The 16,026-nt window shown below is 42.1% G+C and carries 12 protein-coding genes and 1 tRNA gene; all 13 read right to left on the reverse strand.

The features are described 5' to 3' along the window. Window positions 1-19: 19 nt before the first annotated feature. Window positions 20-4,138 (reverse strand): DNA-directed RNA polymerase subunit beta, encoded by a 4,119-nt coding sequence (gene rpoB, locus JMX89_RS09070; protein WP_201531951.1) that lies wholly within the window; start codon window positions 4,136-4,138, stop codon window positions 20-22. 752 nt (window positions 4,139-4,890) lie between these two features. Continuing rightward, window positions 4,891-5,262: a 50S ribosomal protein L7/L12 gene (gene rplL / locus JMX89_RS09075; RefSeq protein ID WP_011514491.1), complete on the reverse strand. Its 372-nt coding sequence runs from the start codon at window positions 5,260-5,262 to the stop codon at window positions 4,891-4,893. A gap of 126 nt (window positions 5,263-5,388) precedes the next feature. Then, complete coding sequence (gene rplJ, locus JMX89_RS09080) at window positions 5,389-5,916, reverse strand: 50S ribosomal protein L10 (protein ID WP_011514492.1); 528 nt, start codon at window positions 5,914-5,916, stop codon at window positions 5,389-5,391. 403 nt (window positions 5,917-6,319) lie between these two features. Beyond that, window positions 6,320-7,021 carry a 50S ribosomal protein L1 gene (rplA, locus tag JMX89_RS09085; RefSeq protein ID WP_011514493.1) on the reverse strand — a complete coding sequence of 234 codons (702 nt, stop codon included), beginning with the start codon at window positions 7,019-7,021 and terminating at the stop codon, window positions 6,320-6,322. Beyond that, window positions 7,022-7,453: a 50S ribosomal protein L11 gene (gene rplK, locus JMX89_RS09090; RefSeq protein ID WP_010201717.1), complete on the reverse strand. Its 432-nt coding sequence runs from the start codon at window positions 7,451-7,453 to the stop codon at window positions 7,022-7,024. Between the two features lie 91 nt (window positions 7,454-7,544). Then, on the reverse strand, window positions 7,545-8,075 hold the full coding sequence (gene nusG, locus JMX89_RS09095) for a transcription termination/antitermination protein NusG (protein WP_011514494.1): 531 nt from the start codon (window positions 8,073-8,075) through the stop codon (window positions 7,545-7,547). A 71-nt stretch (window positions 8,076-8,146) separates the two neighbouring features. Then, window positions 8,147-8,635, reverse strand: a complete 489-nt coding sequence (gene secE, locus JMX89_RS09100; RefSeq protein ID WP_201531952.1) for a preprotein translocase subunit SecE — start codon at window positions 8,633-8,635, stop codon at window positions 8,147-8,149. Window positions 8,636-8,686: 51 nt separating this feature from the next. Next, window positions 8,687-8,762: transfer RNA gene (locus JMX89_RS09105), tRNA-Trp, on the reverse strand. A gap of 322 nt (window positions 8,763-9,084) precedes the next feature. Next, window positions 9,085-10,275, reverse strand: coding sequence for an elongation factor Tu (tuf, locus tag JMX89_RS09110; protein WP_011512793.1), 1,191 nt, complete (start codon window positions 10,273-10,275; stop codon window positions 9,085-9,087). Between the two features lie 220 nt (window positions 10,276-10,495). Continuing rightward, the gene (fusA, locus tag JMX89_RS09115) at window positions 10,496-12,622 is read right to left on the reverse strand and encodes an elongation factor G (RefSeq protein ID WP_011514496.1); all 2,127 of its coding nucleotides are present in this window, start codon (window positions 12,620-12,622) and stop codon (window positions 10,496-10,498) included. A 388-nt stretch (window positions 12,623-13,010) separates the two neighbouring features. Further along, window positions 13,011-13,484 (reverse strand): 30S ribosomal protein S7, encoded by a 474-nt coding sequence (gene rpsG, locus JMX89_RS09120; protein ID WP_011514497.1) that lies wholly within the window; start codon window positions 13,482-13,484, stop codon window positions 13,011-13,013. A gap of 208 nt (window positions 13,485-13,692) precedes the next feature. Beyond that, complete coding sequence (rpsL, locus tag JMX89_RS09125) at window positions 13,693-14,067, reverse strand: 30S ribosomal protein S12 (RefSeq protein WP_011281154.1); 375 nt, start codon at window positions 14,065-14,067, stop codon at window positions 13,693-13,695. A gap of 440 nt (window positions 14,068-14,507) precedes the next feature. Next, on the reverse strand, window positions 14,508-15,788 hold the full coding sequence (locus tag JMX89_RS09130) for an EcsC family protein (protein ID WP_201531955.1): 1,281 nt from the start codon (window positions 15,786-15,788) through the stop codon (window positions 14,508-14,510). Window positions 15,789-16,026 lie beyond the last annotated feature (238 nt).

Below are 16,026 nucleotides of genomic sequence, written 5' to 3' on the forward strand. Positions count from 1 at the left end.
ACTAAGTTAAACAACGGATTTAGTTGCTTTGTTTTAACTCAATATTGATACCCAGTGATTTGATTTCTTTGGTCAATACGTTAAACGATTCAGGCATACCTGGATCCATATATTGCTCACCATCGACGATGTTTTTGTACATACGCGTACGGCCTTCAACGTCATCCGACTTCACAGTCAGCATCTCTTGTAGCGTATATGTCGCGCCGTAAGCTTCTAGTGCCCAGACTTCCATCTCACCGAAGCGCTGACCACCAAACTGAGCTTTACCGCCCAATGGCTGCTGCGTCACTAGTGAGTAAGAACCTGTAGAACGCGCATGCATTTTGTCATCGACTAAATGGTTAAGTTTAAGCATATACATGTAGCCAACAGTTACTTTACGGTCAAATTTCTGACCAGTACGACCATCATACAACGTCTGTTGACCATCGCGATCCATACCAGCAAGCTCTAACAGATCTTTAACTTGGCTTTCTCTTGCGCCGTCAAATACTGCTGTGCCCATTGGTACACCAGCACGCAAGTTGTCTGCTAGCGCCATGATGTCGTCATCACTCAAGCTATCAAGATCAACTTGCTCACCGCCGACTTGGTTATAGATTTTGTCTAAGAAGTCACGTAAATCTTTGATCGCTGCTTGCGATTTGAGCATACCATCGATCTTCTCGCCCAAGCCTTTTGCCGCCATACCCAAATGCGTTTCTAGAACCTGACCGATATTCATACGAGATGGTACACCAAGCGGGTTCAAGACGATGTCAACGGTATTACCATTTTCATCATAAGGCATATCTTCGACTGGCATAATACGTGATACCACACCTTTATTACCATGACGACCAGCCATTTTATCACCAGGCTGAATACGACGCTTAACCGCTAGATATACCTTAACGATTTTTTGTACGCCATGTTGTAAGTCATCACCAGCGGTTAATTTGCGTTTTTTCTCAGCAAACTTCACATCGATGTCTTTTTGCTTATCAACTAAGTACTCAGCGATTTGCGTTAGACGCTCAGAGATTTCTTCTTCAACAGGCTGAATATCAAGCAAGGTCTCAAGGCTCATATCTTTCATATCAGCCAATGCCATCACTGTACCGGCTTTTAGACCTGAACCACCACTGACTTTTTGACCATCTAATAGATTACCAATACGACCACGAGCCGCTTCTTCAAAGATACGTAACTCTTCTTTTAAATCTTTACGATAGCTATCAAGCTGTGATTTTTCAATCGCTCTTGCACGTGCATCTTTTTCAACGCCGTCACGGGTAAAGACTTGAACGTCAATAACCGTGCCTTTGCTTGATGTTGGTACACGTAGCGACGTATCTTTAACATCAGCCGCTTTTTCACCAAAGATAGCCCGGAGTAGTTTCTCTTCTGGCGTTAGTTGTGTTTCACCTTTTGGCGTCACTTTACCAACTAAGATATCACCAGCATCAACTTCAGCACCGATATAAACGATACCAGCTTCATCGAGACTTGATAGAGCTGCTTCGCCAACGTTTGGAATATCCGCAGTAATCTCTTCGGTTCCAAGCTTCGTATCACGTGCCACACAAGTCAATTCTTGGATATGAATAGTAGTGAAACGATCTTCTTTAACTACTTTTTCAGACAGCAAGATTGAATCTTCAAAGTTGTAACCATTCCACGGCATAAATGCGATGCGGATGTTCTGACCCAATGCCAACTCACCAAGATCCGTCGACGGACCATCGGCCAAGATATCACCTACAGCAATAGCATCGCCTTGGTTAACGATAATACGTTGGTTGATACAAGTGTTTTGGTTAGAACGCGTATATTTAACGAGGTTATAGATATCAATACCGGCTTCACCAGCAATCATCTCATCTTCATTTACACGAACCACAACACGTGAGGCATCAACGTCTTCGATCACACCGCCGCGCTTAGCAATAACACAAACACCAGAGTCACGAGCAACGTGACGCTCCATACCGGTACCTACTAATGGCTTATCAGCACGTAGCGTAGGAACGGCCTGACGCTGCATATTTGAGCCCATCAAGGCACGGTTAGCATCATCATGCTCTAGGAATGGAATCAGACCAGCGGCTACAGATACAACCTGACTTGGCGACACATCCATATGCGTCACTTTTTCTGGCGGCATACGGACAAACTCACCATAGCTACGTACACTAACCATTTCATCAGATAACGCGCCATCGGCAGTTACTGGTGAATCAGCCTGTGCAATGACCGTACCTACTTCTTCAATCGCTGATAGATACTCAATAACGTCCGTTACTTTACCATCTACTACACGGCGATAAGGTGTTTCCAAAAAGCCAAAGCTGTTGGTTTTAGCAAAAGTTGCTAATGAGTTAATCAAACCAATGTTTGGACCTTCAGGAGTCTCAATCGGACATACGCGGCCATAATGGGTATCATGTACGTCACGTACTTCAAAGCCTGCACGCTCACGGGTCAGACCACCGGGTCCTAATGCAGACACACGGCGTTTATGCGTGACTTCAGACAATGGATTATTCTGATCCATAAACTGAGACAACTGGCTCGAGCCAAAGAATTCTTTAACCGCCGCAGCAACAGGTTTTGAGTTAATCAAATCTTGTGGCGATAAGTTATCAGATTCTGCTGAGCTTAAACGCTCTTTGACGGCACGTTCAACACGTACTAGACCAACACGGAATTGGTTTTCTGCCATCTCGCCTACTGAACGAATGCGGCGGTTACCTAAATGGTCAATATCATCGACTTCACCGCGACCATTACGAATCTCGATAAGCTCTTTTAGAACGTTAACGATATCGGCATTGGTCAATACGCTACGTTCACGCTGAATATCAGCGTCATCGGTATCTACAAAATCAAGACCTAAACGACGGTTAAACTTCATACGACCGACATTCGATAAGTCATAACGATCCGCGTTAAAGAACATGCTATCAAAAAGCTTCTCAGCAGTCTCAACCGTTGGTGGCTCACCTGGGCGCATGACTTTATAAATTTCAATCAAAGCTTCTTCACGGCTTGACGTGCTATCAGCACGTAGCGTATCGGCAATATAACTACCTTGGTCGATATCGTTAGTGAACAGAATGCTGAACTCTTTAATAGATTCACTGGCTTCAAACGCACTTAATTTAACCAATAATTCATGGTCAATCAGCGTGTTAGCACGAGCAATAACTTCATCATTAACGATGATGTCTTCAGCTAAAATACGCTCATATAAGTATTCATCAGGAATCGAGATTTTCGTCATACCTGCTTCTTCAAGCTGACGGATACGGCGAGCATTAATACGTTTGCCCTGCTCAACAACCACTTCGCCTGCAGGAGTAACGATATCGAACTGTGCCATCTCTCCACGTAAGCGATCAGCAACCAGATCAATCTCGAACTGCTCTTCGCCTTTATAAACTCTTACTTTATCAAAGAATAAATCTAAGATCTCAGAAGTGCTTAAGCCTAAAGCGCGTAAAATAATAGACGCCAATAACTTACGACGACGGTCAATACGAGCAAAAACCAAGTCTTTAGCATCGAACTCAAAATCTAACCATGAACCACGGTAAGGAATGATACGCGCGTTATAAAGCACCTTACCACTTGAGTGCGACTTACCTTTATCATGGTCAAAGAACACACCAGGTGAACGATGTAATTGAGATACAATTACACGCTCAGTACCGTTAATAATAAAGGTACCGTTAGCGGTCATTAATGGCATCTCGCCCATATAGACGCTTTGCTCACGGATATCTTTAATAGCCGCTTTGCTGTCTTTATCTTTGCTGTCTTTGTCTTTGATGATTAAGCGAATTTTGACACGCATAGGCGCAGCAAATGTCGAACCACGTAAGATACACTCACGCTCATCAAATTCAGGCGTACCTAAATAGTATTCAACGAATTGTAGCTCTGCGTTACCAGAGTGACTCTCAATTGGGAAAATAGAAGAGTATGCAGCTTGCAAGCCAGTATTCTCACGAGCTTTTGGCTTTTTATGCTCTTGCAAAAATTGCTCATAAGAATCTACTTGGATAGACAACAAATAGGGAATGTCCATCACAGTAGGCAATTCAGCAAAACTTTTGCGAATACGCTTTTTTTCAGTATAAGAATATGCCATCGAGAGTCCTTACAGTAAACGTGGAAACAAATTAAAATCGCGGCTGGCGTGCATAAATACTATGCAAACTAAGCGACGTAAACGATAATATAAAACAGGTGTTCTTTTTAAAGCACAGTTAATCTTTTTAGGGCGTTGTATCAATTACTATCTTAACAATCAGTGCTTGCTTTGCACTCTAAATACCATCTTGCTATCGTCATTTAAGTCAGCCTATATGACTGCTCAGAGCGAAAAATTCAATCTTAAAGTGTTGGCAATATGTCACTTTTAAAGCTTAAGTGACAGTTACTTTATCTAAATATAAATGCGACTAACATTGTGTATAAACGATTTAACATCCAAACTGGTTACTGCCAAAATCAATATCGTCGCTGATGTATACCGTCTACGAGACTATATACTGACAGTAAAATCACGCTAGAAAGCTTATTCAATAGTTTTTGATTAGTAATAAATAGGACAATTATAATGCTTATAAATAATAATATTCAGAGTCAATATAAGTGATAATGTTAATAGAAAACGTGCAGACACAAAAAAATGCCAAACATCTATTGACGTTTAGCCACATTATCTGATTTCAATAACTACTAAGTGTGCTTGCATGTATATCGTCTGTCCTTTTGATGGGTATCCACCGTGTTGTTGCTTACGACTGTTGGCAGACACAAAAGGTCAAGCTACGAATTATAGTAAAAAAAAGCTGATAATGCAAGGCATTACCAGCTTTTTTTCGTACTGCCGTTAAACTATTTTAGTTCAACAGTTGCACCAGCTTCTTCAAGTTTCTTTTTCAACTCTTCAGCTTCAGCTTTGTTAACGCCTTCTTTGATTGGAGCTGGAGCGCTTTCAACCAAATCTTTCGCTTCTTTCAGGCCAAGACCAGTAGCTTCACGTACGGCTTTAATTACGCCAACTTTCTTCTCGCCAAAGCTGGCAAGAACTACGTCAAACTCGTCTTTTTCTTCAGCAGCAGCAGCAGCAGGGCCAGCAGCAGCAGGTGCAGCAGCAACAGCAGCTGTTACGCCGAATTTTTCTTCCATAGCGCTGATTAATTCAACGATATCCATTACTGACATTTCAGCGATTGCGTTTAACACGTCATCTTTAGATAGTGCCATGAGAACTCTCCGTTATCTGATAAAAATTAATTGATTTTAAAATCGCTTGGATTGCTTGCCAAATTTTCAAATAGTGTTGGCAATAAAGTGCAATCGGCGATGTCAAAGTTACGTTAAAACAAGCAATTAAGCAGCTTCTTTTGCGTCTTTGATTGCTGCAACAGTGCGAACGAACTTGCCAGGAACTGCGTTCATAGTCTGGACAAGCTTGGTCACTGGTGCATTCATAGTAGCCATCAAGATAGAGATTGCTTCGTCGCGAGTTGGTAGCTTCGATACGCGCTCTAGCTCTTCTGGACCATAAACAACACCACCAACTGATACCAATTTGGTCTCTAAAGCTTTGTGATCTTTGCTGAAGTCAAAAATGACTCGAGCGGCAGATCCCAAATCTTCCATAGAGAAAGCCAAAAGTAATGGACCAGTCATACGGTCTGACATGCTCTCAAATTTAGTGCCTTCAAACGCACGTTTTGCTAGGGTATTTTTTACCACTTTCAAAACGACGCCTTTTTCACGGGCTTGTTCGCGTAGCTTAGTAAGCTTTGCAACACCAATACCATGATATTCGGCAGCTACTGCTGAGTAAGCATTAGCAGCAACTTCAGACACTTCAGCCACAACTTGTTGTTTTTGCTCTAGCGTTAATGCCATAAGTTGACTCCTTTAATCTAATCAATCATCCTGTAATCTAAATTACAAACTAAGATTGACTTGATACGACACGTTACGAGTGTATTTGTTAAAAACAAATGTACTCATAACGACTGATTACGGCACCGTTATCAGAATGACATCAAGTGATAGGTTGCCCTATCGGCTCTTATCAACAACTGGGTGGGCCACCGTCTGCGTAGGACAATTAAGATTTTCATCTGTCATCGATTAACAACAGCAGCTCAATGTAATGAATTTTGATCTACAAGAGTCATAATCCATTTTACCAAACCGCTGTCTACCTACGGTCTTAGACAGCATAGCGTTTGCTACGCTGACCTAATTCTTTAAAATATCTTGTTCCATTATTCAAAATCGTTGAATAACAGATCATACTTAATTATTTCGCTGTGCGGTATGGCACTGGATCGATACTTAGACCAGGACCCATGGTGCTAGACAAGGTGATTTTCTTAATGAAAGTACCTTTAGAAGTAGCAGGCTTAGCACGTCTCAAATCTGAAATGAGTGCTTCAGCATTCTGGATTACTTGCTCAGCAGTAAAACCAACTTGACCGATAGTCGTGTGGATAATACCTGCTTTGTCTACACGATATTGTGCTTGACCAGCTTTAGCGTTAAGAACGGCTTCAGCAACGTTAGGCGTAACCGTACCGACTTTAGGGTTAGGCATTAGACCACGTGGGCCTAAGATAGTACCTAACTGACCAACAACACGCATTGCATCAGGAGCAGCGATAACCACGTCAAAGTCCATGTTACCGGCTTTGATTGATTCTGCTAGGTCTTCAAAACCAACGATGTCAGCACCAGCTTCTTTGGCGGCTTCAGCAGCAGCACCTTGAGCAAATACAGCAACGCGTTTGGTTTTACCAGTACCCGCAGGTAGATTGGTTGCGCCACGTACGACTTGATCAGATTTACGTGGGTCAACGCCCAAGTTTACAGCGATATCAATAGACTCTTTGAATTTAAGAGCTGGTAAATCGTTTAGGATTTGAACCGCTTCTTCGATCGTGTATTGTTTTTCGTGCTCAATACGGCTATTGATTTCTTTTTGACGCTTAGTAAGTTTACTCATTTACACACCCTCCACGGTAATGCCCATTGAACGTGCAGTACCAGCGATGGTACGAACAGCAGCGTCAAGATCAGCAGCAGTTAAATCTGCATCTTTAGTCTTAACGATGTCTTCTAACTGAGCACGGTCAACTTTACCGACTTTAGCGGTGTTAGGTGTACCAGAACCTTTAGCAATACCAGCAGCCTTACGCAAAAGGTAAGCAGCTGGTGGTGACTTCATGATGAAGGTAAAAGACTTATCGCTATATACAGTGATCTCAGTAGGAATCGGTAAACCCGGCTCTTGGTTTGAGGTCGCAGCGTTAAATTCTTTACAGAACGCCATAATGTTCACGCCTTTTTGACCCAATGCTGGACCAATCGGTGGTGAAGGATTTGCTTTGCCTGCAGGCACTTGCAGTTTGATGTAACCATCAATCTTCTTAGCCATGATACTCTCCTAAATGGGTAATAGCGCCAAATCAATGTGGTATAAACCTTATTGACTAACAGCTCCCCGGTTGATGAACTCTTTTGCTGATTTAATCTAGCTTCTCAACTTTACTAAACTCAAGCTCAACCTGAGTCGGTCGATTAAATACGTTTACAGTTAAATGTAATTTAGACTTTTCGTAATCCACTTTTTCAACCAACCCTTTAAAGTCAGTGAATGGACCATCGATAACCAACAACTCTTCGCCCGGCTCAAATAGAGTCTTAGGACGTGGGTCAGTTTCAGTCTGATTCAAACGGTTTAGAATACGATCAGCTTCTACTTCCGTAATCGGCGCAGGCGTCTCTGGCGTACCGCCAACGAAGCCCATAATACGTGGGCAATCTTTAACGATGTGCCAAGTATTGTCGTTCATATCCATCTGGATCAATACATAACCCGGAAAGAACTTACGCTCACTTTTACGTTTTTTGCCGTCTTTCATTTCGACGACTTCTTCAGTAGGTACCAATACATCGCCGAAAAACTCAGCGAATTCACTACGATTAATACGATCAGTTAATGAACGCTGTACTTGCTTTTCATATCCTGAAAATGCTTGGACAATATACCAACGCATATCACGCTCCTGATCATTATAAGTAAGTCGTTATCCATAAATCTTAGCTAAACAGTCGCTAATACGCGCCATTAACCAATAAATATGCCAACGAACCAATTAAAAAAGTTATCTAATAGCCAAACTAATAAACCAACAACCGCAATCATGACAATCGTTTGCCATGTATATTGGAAAGTTTCGTCTTTGCCAGGCCAAGTAACGCGGCGTAGTTCTACAGCAGCGTCTTTCAATAAAGTTTTAAATGCACGGCCCTGATTCGTCATTGCTAGACATAACAGCGCAAATACAAAAAGCGCAACGATAATACCAATACGTACCCAAAGGTCATTGGCAGGTTGCCAATAGCCGGGCAGATATTGATTAACTAACGTTGCACCAATTAAAACAACTGCGGCTAGTAGCCACAAAATCACATCTTTTACTGAACCCGTCTTAGCAATCTCAACAGCAGTCGTTTGATTACCTGCTGAAATATGCTTATCTTTGGACAGCATTCCACCAGTAACTGCCTTGGCATCAGATAACTTAGTCTCGAGGTTATCTTGATTCTTGCTCATAAAGAACTCACTTCGGAGATGGTGGGGTATGACAAAGATGTGATAAGAAGATGGCAGGCGATGTAGGACTCGAACCTACAACCCTCGGTTTTGGAGACCGATGCTCTACCAATTGAGCCAATCGCCTAGGGGTGTTAAGGCTGATAATTATACAAGGTTTTACTAAGAATGCAAGTTTTAAGACGATATTTTATTTGCTTAATACAATGAATCATTGCTTTAATGAAGAAAAGTCAGAAAATTCTGTTTAAAATCAAAAATAGAAGTCAAAATCTGAGATAGATTTATTGCTTTAAATTTTTAAACATACAGACCTTATTTTAATAAATACTAAATTGATTAGCACTTCTGCGATTTAGCAAACCATACCAAAAAAAAGCCACCCTCTTTCGAGGATGGCTTTTGACTAATTATTAACGACAATCAGATTACTCTGACAGCGTTAAGTATTAGTTCAATACGTTAGCAACAACACCAGCGCCTACCGTACGGCCGCCTTCACGAATAGCAAAGCGAAGACCTTTGTCCATAGCGATTGGGTGGATAAGCTCTACGCCCATCTCAACGTTATCACCAGGCATAACCATTTCAGTACCGTCTTGTAATTGGATTGCGCCAGTTACGTCAGTGGTACGGAAGTAGAACTGTGGACGATAGCCGTTTAGGAATGGTGTGTGACGACCACCCTCTTCTTTTGACAATACATACACTTCAGCGTCAAACTTAGTATGAGGAGTGATTGAACCTGGCTTAGCTAGTACTTGGCCACGTTGTACGTCTTCACGCTTAGTACCACGGAGTAGTACGCCACAGTTTTCGCCTGCACGACCTTCGTCAAGCAGTTTACGGAACATCTCTACACCAGTACAGGTGGTTTTTTGAGTGTCACGGATACCGACGATTTCGATTTCGTCGCCAACGCGTACGATACCAGATTCAACACGGCCAGTTACAACAGTACCACGACCTGAGATTGAGAATACGTCTTCGATTGGCATTAGGAATGCTTTGTCGATGTCACGCTCTGGCTCTGGGATGTAGGTGTCAAGAACGTTTAATAGTTCTACAACGGCTGGTTGACCATATTTTTCTTGTGAGCCTTTTAGGGCTTCAGTTGCAGAACCGTGGATGATTGGGGTGTCATCACCTGGGAAGTCATAGTCGCTTAATAATTCACGAACTTCCATTTCTACGAGTTCAAGCAATTCTTCGTCATCAACAACGTCGCACTTGTTCATGAATACGACGATGTACGGTACGCCAACCTGACGTGAAAGCAGGATGTGCTCACGGGTTTGTGGCATAGGGCCGTCAGTTGCAGATACAACTAGGATTGCGCCGTCCATCTGAGCGGCACCGGTGATCATGTTTTTAACATAATCGGCGTGACCTGGGCAATCAACGTGAGCGTAATGACGTGATGGGGTGTCATATTCTACGTGTGAGGTGTTGATGGTGATGCCACGTGCTTTTTCTTCTGGTGCTGAGTCAATAGACGCGTAGTCTTTGGCTTCGCCACCAGAGGTGATTGCAGCTACGGTTGCGATTGCAGCGGTAAGGGTGGTTTTACCGTGGTCAACGTGTCCGATGGTACCGACGTTAACATGTGGTTTTAGACGTTCAAACTTGGCCTTTGCCATGGGTATTTCCTCTTTTTTTAGGGTCAACTGCTTAATTTATATAAAGTAATTAAGTGAATACTGACCACATTAAGATAACTGTTAAAAGGGTGCACATACTAATGTGCAGATATTATAAGAAAATCACGAGCAATAACAAGTCTTTTAACCAATTATTGCTCGATTATCTACTGACAATATAGAGATATGTCCTATATTGCCATTATCGATAGATTTTTGCTTATTCGTCATCATCTTTATTGTTGAATTTAGAGATGATAGCTTCTGCAACTGATTTTGGAATTTCAGCGTACTTTTGGAATTCCATAGAGTAAGTTGCACGGCCCTGTGACATTGAACGCATTTGTGTGGCATAGCCAAACATTTCCGCTAATGGTACTTCAGCACGAATCTGCTTAGTGCCGCCAGGTAAGTCTTCCATACCTTGAACCATACCACGACGACGGTTAAGATCGCCCATGATATCGCCCATATAGTCTTCAGGTGTTTCAACTTCTACTTTCATTACTGGCTCAAGTAGCGTTGGGTTTGCAGCCATGAAGCCTTTACGGAATGCGATAGAACCAGCCATTTTAAATGATAACTCATCCGAGTCAACATCATGGTAAGAACCATCATACAAGGTCGCTTTTACGCCAACGATTGGATAACCTGCAAGTACGCCATTTTTCATGCGCTCTTGAATACCTTTATCAACCGCACCGTGGAATTCTTTTGGTACCGTACCACCAACAACTTCTTCTTTAAATTCATAAAGAACGTCGCCAGCTGGATCCATAGGCTCAAGACGTAACCAAACATGACCAAATTTACCACGACCACCAGTCTGACGTACGAATTTGCCTTCTTGCTCAACCGTGTTACGAATCGTTTCGCGATAAGCAACCTGAGGTGCGCCGATGTTAGCTTCAACACCAAACTCACGCTTCATACGGTCAACAAGAATCTCAAGATGTAGCTCACCCATACCACTGATGATAGTCTGACCAGACTCTTCGTCAGTATGTACACGGAACGATGGATCTTCTTTCGCCAAACGACCTAAAGCGATTGACATTTTTTCTTGGTCAGCTTTGGTTTTAGGTTCAACCGCTAGACTGATAACTGGATCTGGGAATTCCATACGTTCAAGCGTAATAACATTTTGCTCGTCACACAACGTATCACCAGTGGTTACATCTTTCATGCCAACCAAGGCTGCGATATCACCAGTACGGATTTCTTGCAACTCTTCTTGAGAGTTTGCCATCATCTGTACGATACGGCCAACACGCTCACGTTTCATTTTAACTGGGTTATAAACGCTGCTGCCTTGCTTTAGAACACCTGAATAAACACGAACGAAGGTTAAGTTACCAACGAACTTGTCATTCATGATTTTGAATGCTAAAGCTGAGAACGGTGCTTCGTCTGACGCTTCACGAGTGCCTTCAGATTCATCTTTATCATCAAGGATACCTTTAATAGCAGGTACATCCATTGGTGCAGGAAGATACTGAATAACAGCGTCCAACATCTTCTGTACACCTTTGTTTTTAAAGGCAGTACCACAAAGAAGTGGAATGATTTCGTTATCAATAGTCAACTGGCGAATAGCAGAGTTAATTTGATCAACAGTTAATTCACCGTTCTCAAGATACTCATTCATCAATTCTTCAGTCGCTTCAGCAGCGCTTTCTACTAGATACTCACGATATTCTTCCGCTTTTTCTTGTAGTTCTGCTGGGATTTCACGCTCATCATATTCCATGCCTTGAGACGCTTCGTCCCAATAGATGGCTTTCATCGTTACTAGATCTACAACGCCTTCAAAGTCGTCTTCTTTACCAATGGGGATAACCAATGGTACTGGCTTGCCGCCTAGACGAGTTTTGATCTGTTCTACTACGCGGTAGAAATCAGCGCCAACGCGATCCATTTTGTTAATGAATGCAAGACGTGGAACTTTATATTTGTTTGCCTGACGCCATACGGTTTCAGACTGTGGCTGAACGCCGCCTACTGCACAGTAAACCATGCAAGCGCCATCAAGAACACGCATAGAACGTTCAACTTCAATCGTGAAGTCAACGTGACCTGGGGTGTCAATGATATTGATACGGTGTTCGTCAAACTGTTTTGCCATACCTGACCAAAAACAAGTTGTCGCCGCTGAGGTGATAGTAATACCACGCTCTTGTTCTTGCTCCATCCAGTCCATAGTGGCTGCGCCATCATGTACTTCACCAATCTTGTGGCTAACACCGGTATAGAACAAAACACGTTCAGTAGTGGTCGTTTTACCAGCATCAATGTGCGCAGAGATACCAATATTGCGATAGCGCTTTAGGGGAGTTTTACGAGCCATAGTGTTTTCCTAGGGAAATTCGTGTATATATTAATGTGTTGTGTCTCTACCTCTACTCTATGACAAAGCCATTCAGCCCTGCAATATTACTAATCATTGAACCTAATACGGGCAAAAAAGAGTAACTACTAAGAATAGTGCGGCATCAAACTCAGGAGACTTTCTTTACAGAATAGCATCCCTTTTCAGAACAGCATCTTGACAGATGTCCGCCATCTGAAATGAGTGTGTCTGTTATTATCTTTCAATAATTACAAGCAAGTCATTTATTAACAATGGCGACAATCAATAGAATAAATAAATTATATCTAGATGACTGGCATACACCAGTCACCCAAAACTACTTTTAAAAAGCTATATTTAAAAGAACAGCTTAATTAAGAGTAGCTTAGAAACGGTAATGGGAGAATGCTTTGTTAGCATCTGCCATGCGGTGAACTTCGTCACGCTTCTTCATAGCATTACCTTTGCCATCAGCAGCATCATTCAATTCGCCAGCTAAACGCAAAGCCATTGATTTTTCAGAACGCTTTGCAGCAGCTTCAGCTAACCAACGCATAGCCAAGGCGGTACGACGGGAGGGGCGTACTTCCATTGGCACTTGGTAGGTTGCACCACCAACACGGCGAGCTTTTACTTCAACCATTGGGCGAACATTTTCCAATACTTCTTCAAAGAAAGAAACTGGATCTTCGATGTTACGCTTTTGGCTTACTGTCTCAAGTGCACCGTAAACGATACGCTCAGCAGTAGATTTTTTACCATGACTCATGACATGGTTGATGAATTTTGCAACAGTTTGGCTACCAAACTTAGGATCCGGTAGGATCTCACGGGTAGCAACGACGCGACGTCTTGGCATAATAAATATCCTTTTCTTCAGGAGTGTCTGACATTCACAATCTCGCACCAATTAATATTGGATGGCGTTATATCGAGTTGTCAGTCAGCCTTACTGCATGGCGCTATGTGATAAGGGTTAATGACTCATTTGGTCAAAAATTATTCACATTAGACCCATGCACAGTTAATGTTTGATACAAAGAAACTCAGTTAATAACGTTTGGTTATTAAACCTTAGGTTTCTTAGCACCATATTTAGAACGACCTTGCTTACGGTCTTTAACGCCTGCGCAATCTAGTGCACCACGAACGGTGTGATAACGTACACCTGGTAGATCTTTTACACGACCACCACGGATAAGAACAACACTGTGCTCTTGTAGGTTATGACCTTCGCCGCCGATGTAGCTTGATACTTCATAACCTGAAGTCAAACGTACACGACATACTTTACGCATGGCTGAGTTAGGTTTTTTAGGGGTAGTAGTATATACGCGAGTACATACACCACGGCGTTGTGGGCACGCTTCCAACGCAGGAACTTTTGACTTTTCCTTGATGGTTTTGCGACCTTTACGAATCAATTGGTTAGTTGTTGCCATGAGGCATCCTTCTCCCGTTTGGTAAAAAACAAAAAAATAGGGAAACGCACCATCCATCTGACTTTAACGACAGATTTTGGCACACCCATTTTTAGGACAGTGTATTATAAAGACTTGTTGCTGCTATTTCAACCACTTATGAGCAGTTGGACTTTACAGCAGCGGATAGATATGTATTCAGTCTACTACTATACCACTTTATCTGTTTTTAACGGCATAACCGAAAAAACAGCTAACTAAATACGGTATCAAAAGTAGATGCTTACATCATTTAGATAAGATATTTAGAGATAAAAAACAGTCATTTACCTGAGCTATATGGCGATATCGGTTTAATTTTCAATAGAAGTAAGCCGATATCGCCAACATTAAAGATAAATAGCAATTACGTAGATCTTCAATATTCTAAAACGAAATAATCAATAAACCTTAATAGCTTATTATTTACTCGACTTAGCAGCTGCTTTTTTTGTTTTGCTGTCAGAAGATTTATCTGCACTATTCTGCTTATCATTCTTAGTGCTGTCGACTTTCTTTTCACTAGTCTTCTTTTCGTCAGCTATAGCATCAACATCGTTTTCTTTATCGTCAGCTTTTTTCTGAGTATCTTTTGCATCCTCTTTTGCAGCATTGGCGTCTGACTTTATGTTTTTTGATGCTGCATCTTTTGATTCTTTTTCTTTAGATTCCTTCTCTAGTGATGCGGCATCTTGAGCTTTGTCTTCTTTCTGCTCAGTGCTGCCCGTTGCCTTACTAACCTTTACTTCGCTACTACTGTCATCCGTAATAGCGCGATTGGCAAGCTTAGCTTCTGGCGCAAAAGTTGCTTGAGCAACGCCAATGACCTCATCAATCAGCTGACTGTTATAGCGCATACCAACGATAACGGCAGTGGCTGGTAGGAATCGGCGTATCCATGTTAAGTTAATTTGATCCAAATCAACACCGACCTGACTGGCAATACTGTCCACTTGCTCTGCGTAAAAATTAACTTTTTTATTCTGCAAGCCTAAGTTTTTGAGCTCATTGTGCAAACCACTGCTTTGGGCACTATCCAGTAAACCTTTACCAATACCAATACCTGCCAGCAATGCTTGCTTCTCTTGCATTTTGCTGAGATCTGCATTGGCAAGTAACTCATATGCCATTTTGACGCCTTGCTTACCAGTTAACGGCTTATTATAAACAGCGCCCAATTGATAAACCGTGCGTAGAGAAACCAACAATAACCATAACGTATCCGCAAGCAAGCCCGGCAAACCTGCCAAACCTGTAACACCGCCAAGCGTCGCTAATGCACGGTTTTGATTGGCGATATCGGTCGCTAACGCGTAACGCTGCTCGTCGTCTAAGCTCACAATATTGGCAAAGCGATGCTGATTCGGTAAATCAATTTGACTCCAGTTGTCGGCAAGCTTAGCAATTTGAGCAAAAGCGCCATCAACGGTCGATTCAAAGAAGCTGTTCGGCACCACTTTTTTGGCATATTTACCATAAGCAGCAAAGCGTGTGCCCAATAGCTGCTGAGTGGCTTTTAACGTTTGCTCACGGAACAAATCTTGTTGGTAATCTTCATCGCCTAAGTTCACCGCTTTAAATTGACGCGGTTTGCCAGTTTTTGCATTCGCGCTATCAATCATGGCACCCATACGCTCTAAATTGCCACGCGTAAAAGAGCCAACCGTACTAATACCTTTCGATAAAGTGCTACGCTTTCCCATCTTGATATCCTTAATATGATGTTTGTTATAAAGTAATATGGTTAAAGTACTAAGTGTTAAATCACTATTGTTAAAATGCTGCTCTAACACTCTTTTTATAATAATACGCTGTTTGCCATTCTAGCGAACCCCTATTGTGAGTGTCAGTGCGAACAATGTTATCGCTATCAGCCCTTTTGTATCTAAAAGTGTCATTTATCGATGACAACTTAACCATCATAGTATATCTATTACATCA

Origin of the sequence: Psychrobacter sp. DD43, from assembly GCF_904846555.1 — a bacterium.
In the GTDB taxonomy this organism is placed as follows: Bacteria; Pseudomonadota; Gammaproteobacteria; order Pseudomonadales; family Moraxellaceae; genus Psychrobacter; species Psychrobacter cryohalolentis.

Excerpts from the sequence above, each read along its gene's own strand:
- tuf (WP_011512793.1), bottom strand. The coding sequence starts at position 10,275 with ATGGCAAAGGCCAAGTTTGAACGTCTAAAACCACATGTTAACGTCGGT.
- nusG (WP_011514494.1), bottom strand. The coding sequence starts at position 8,075 with ATGCGTTGGTATATTGTCCAAGCATTTTCAGGATATGAAAAGCAAGTA.
- rplK (WP_010201717.1), bottom strand. The coding sequence starts at position 7,453 with ATGGCTAAGAAGATTGATGGTTACATCAAACTGCAAGTGCCTGCAGGC.
- rplL (WP_011514491.1), bottom strand. The coding sequence starts at position 5,262 with ATGGCACTATCTAAAGATGACGTGTTAAACGCAATCGCTGAAATGTCA.
- fusA (WP_011514496.1), bottom strand. The coding sequence starts at position 12,622 with ATGGCTCGTAAAACTCCCCTAAAGCGCTATCGCAATATTGGTATCTCT.
- rpsL (WP_011281154.1), bottom strand. The coding sequence starts at position 14,067 with ATGGCAACAACTAACCAATTGATTCGTAAAGGTCGCAAAACCATCAAG.
- rpsG (WP_011514497.1), bottom strand. The coding sequence starts at position 13,484 with ATGCCAAGACGTCGCGTCGTTGCTACCCGTGAGATCCTACCGGATCCT.
- rplJ (WP_011514492.1), bottom strand. The coding sequence starts at position 5,916 with ATGGCATTAACGCTAGAGCAAAAACAACAAGTTGTGGCTGAAGTGTCT.
- secE (WP_201531952.1), bottom strand. The coding sequence starts at position 8,635 with ATGAGCAAGAATCAAGATAACCTCGAGACTAAGTTATCTGATGCCAAG.
- rpoB (WP_201531951.1), bottom strand. The coding sequence starts at position 4,138 with ATGGCATATTCTTATACTGAAAAAAAGCGTATTCGCAAAAGTTTTGCT.
- JMX89_RS09130 (WP_201531955.1), bottom strand. The coding sequence starts at position 15,788 with ATGGGAAAGCGTAGCACTTTATCGAAAGGTATTAGTACGGTTGGCTCT.
- rplA (WP_011514493.1), bottom strand. The coding sequence starts at position 7,021 with ATGAGTAAACTTACTAAGCGTCAAAAAGAAATCAATAGCCGTATTGAG.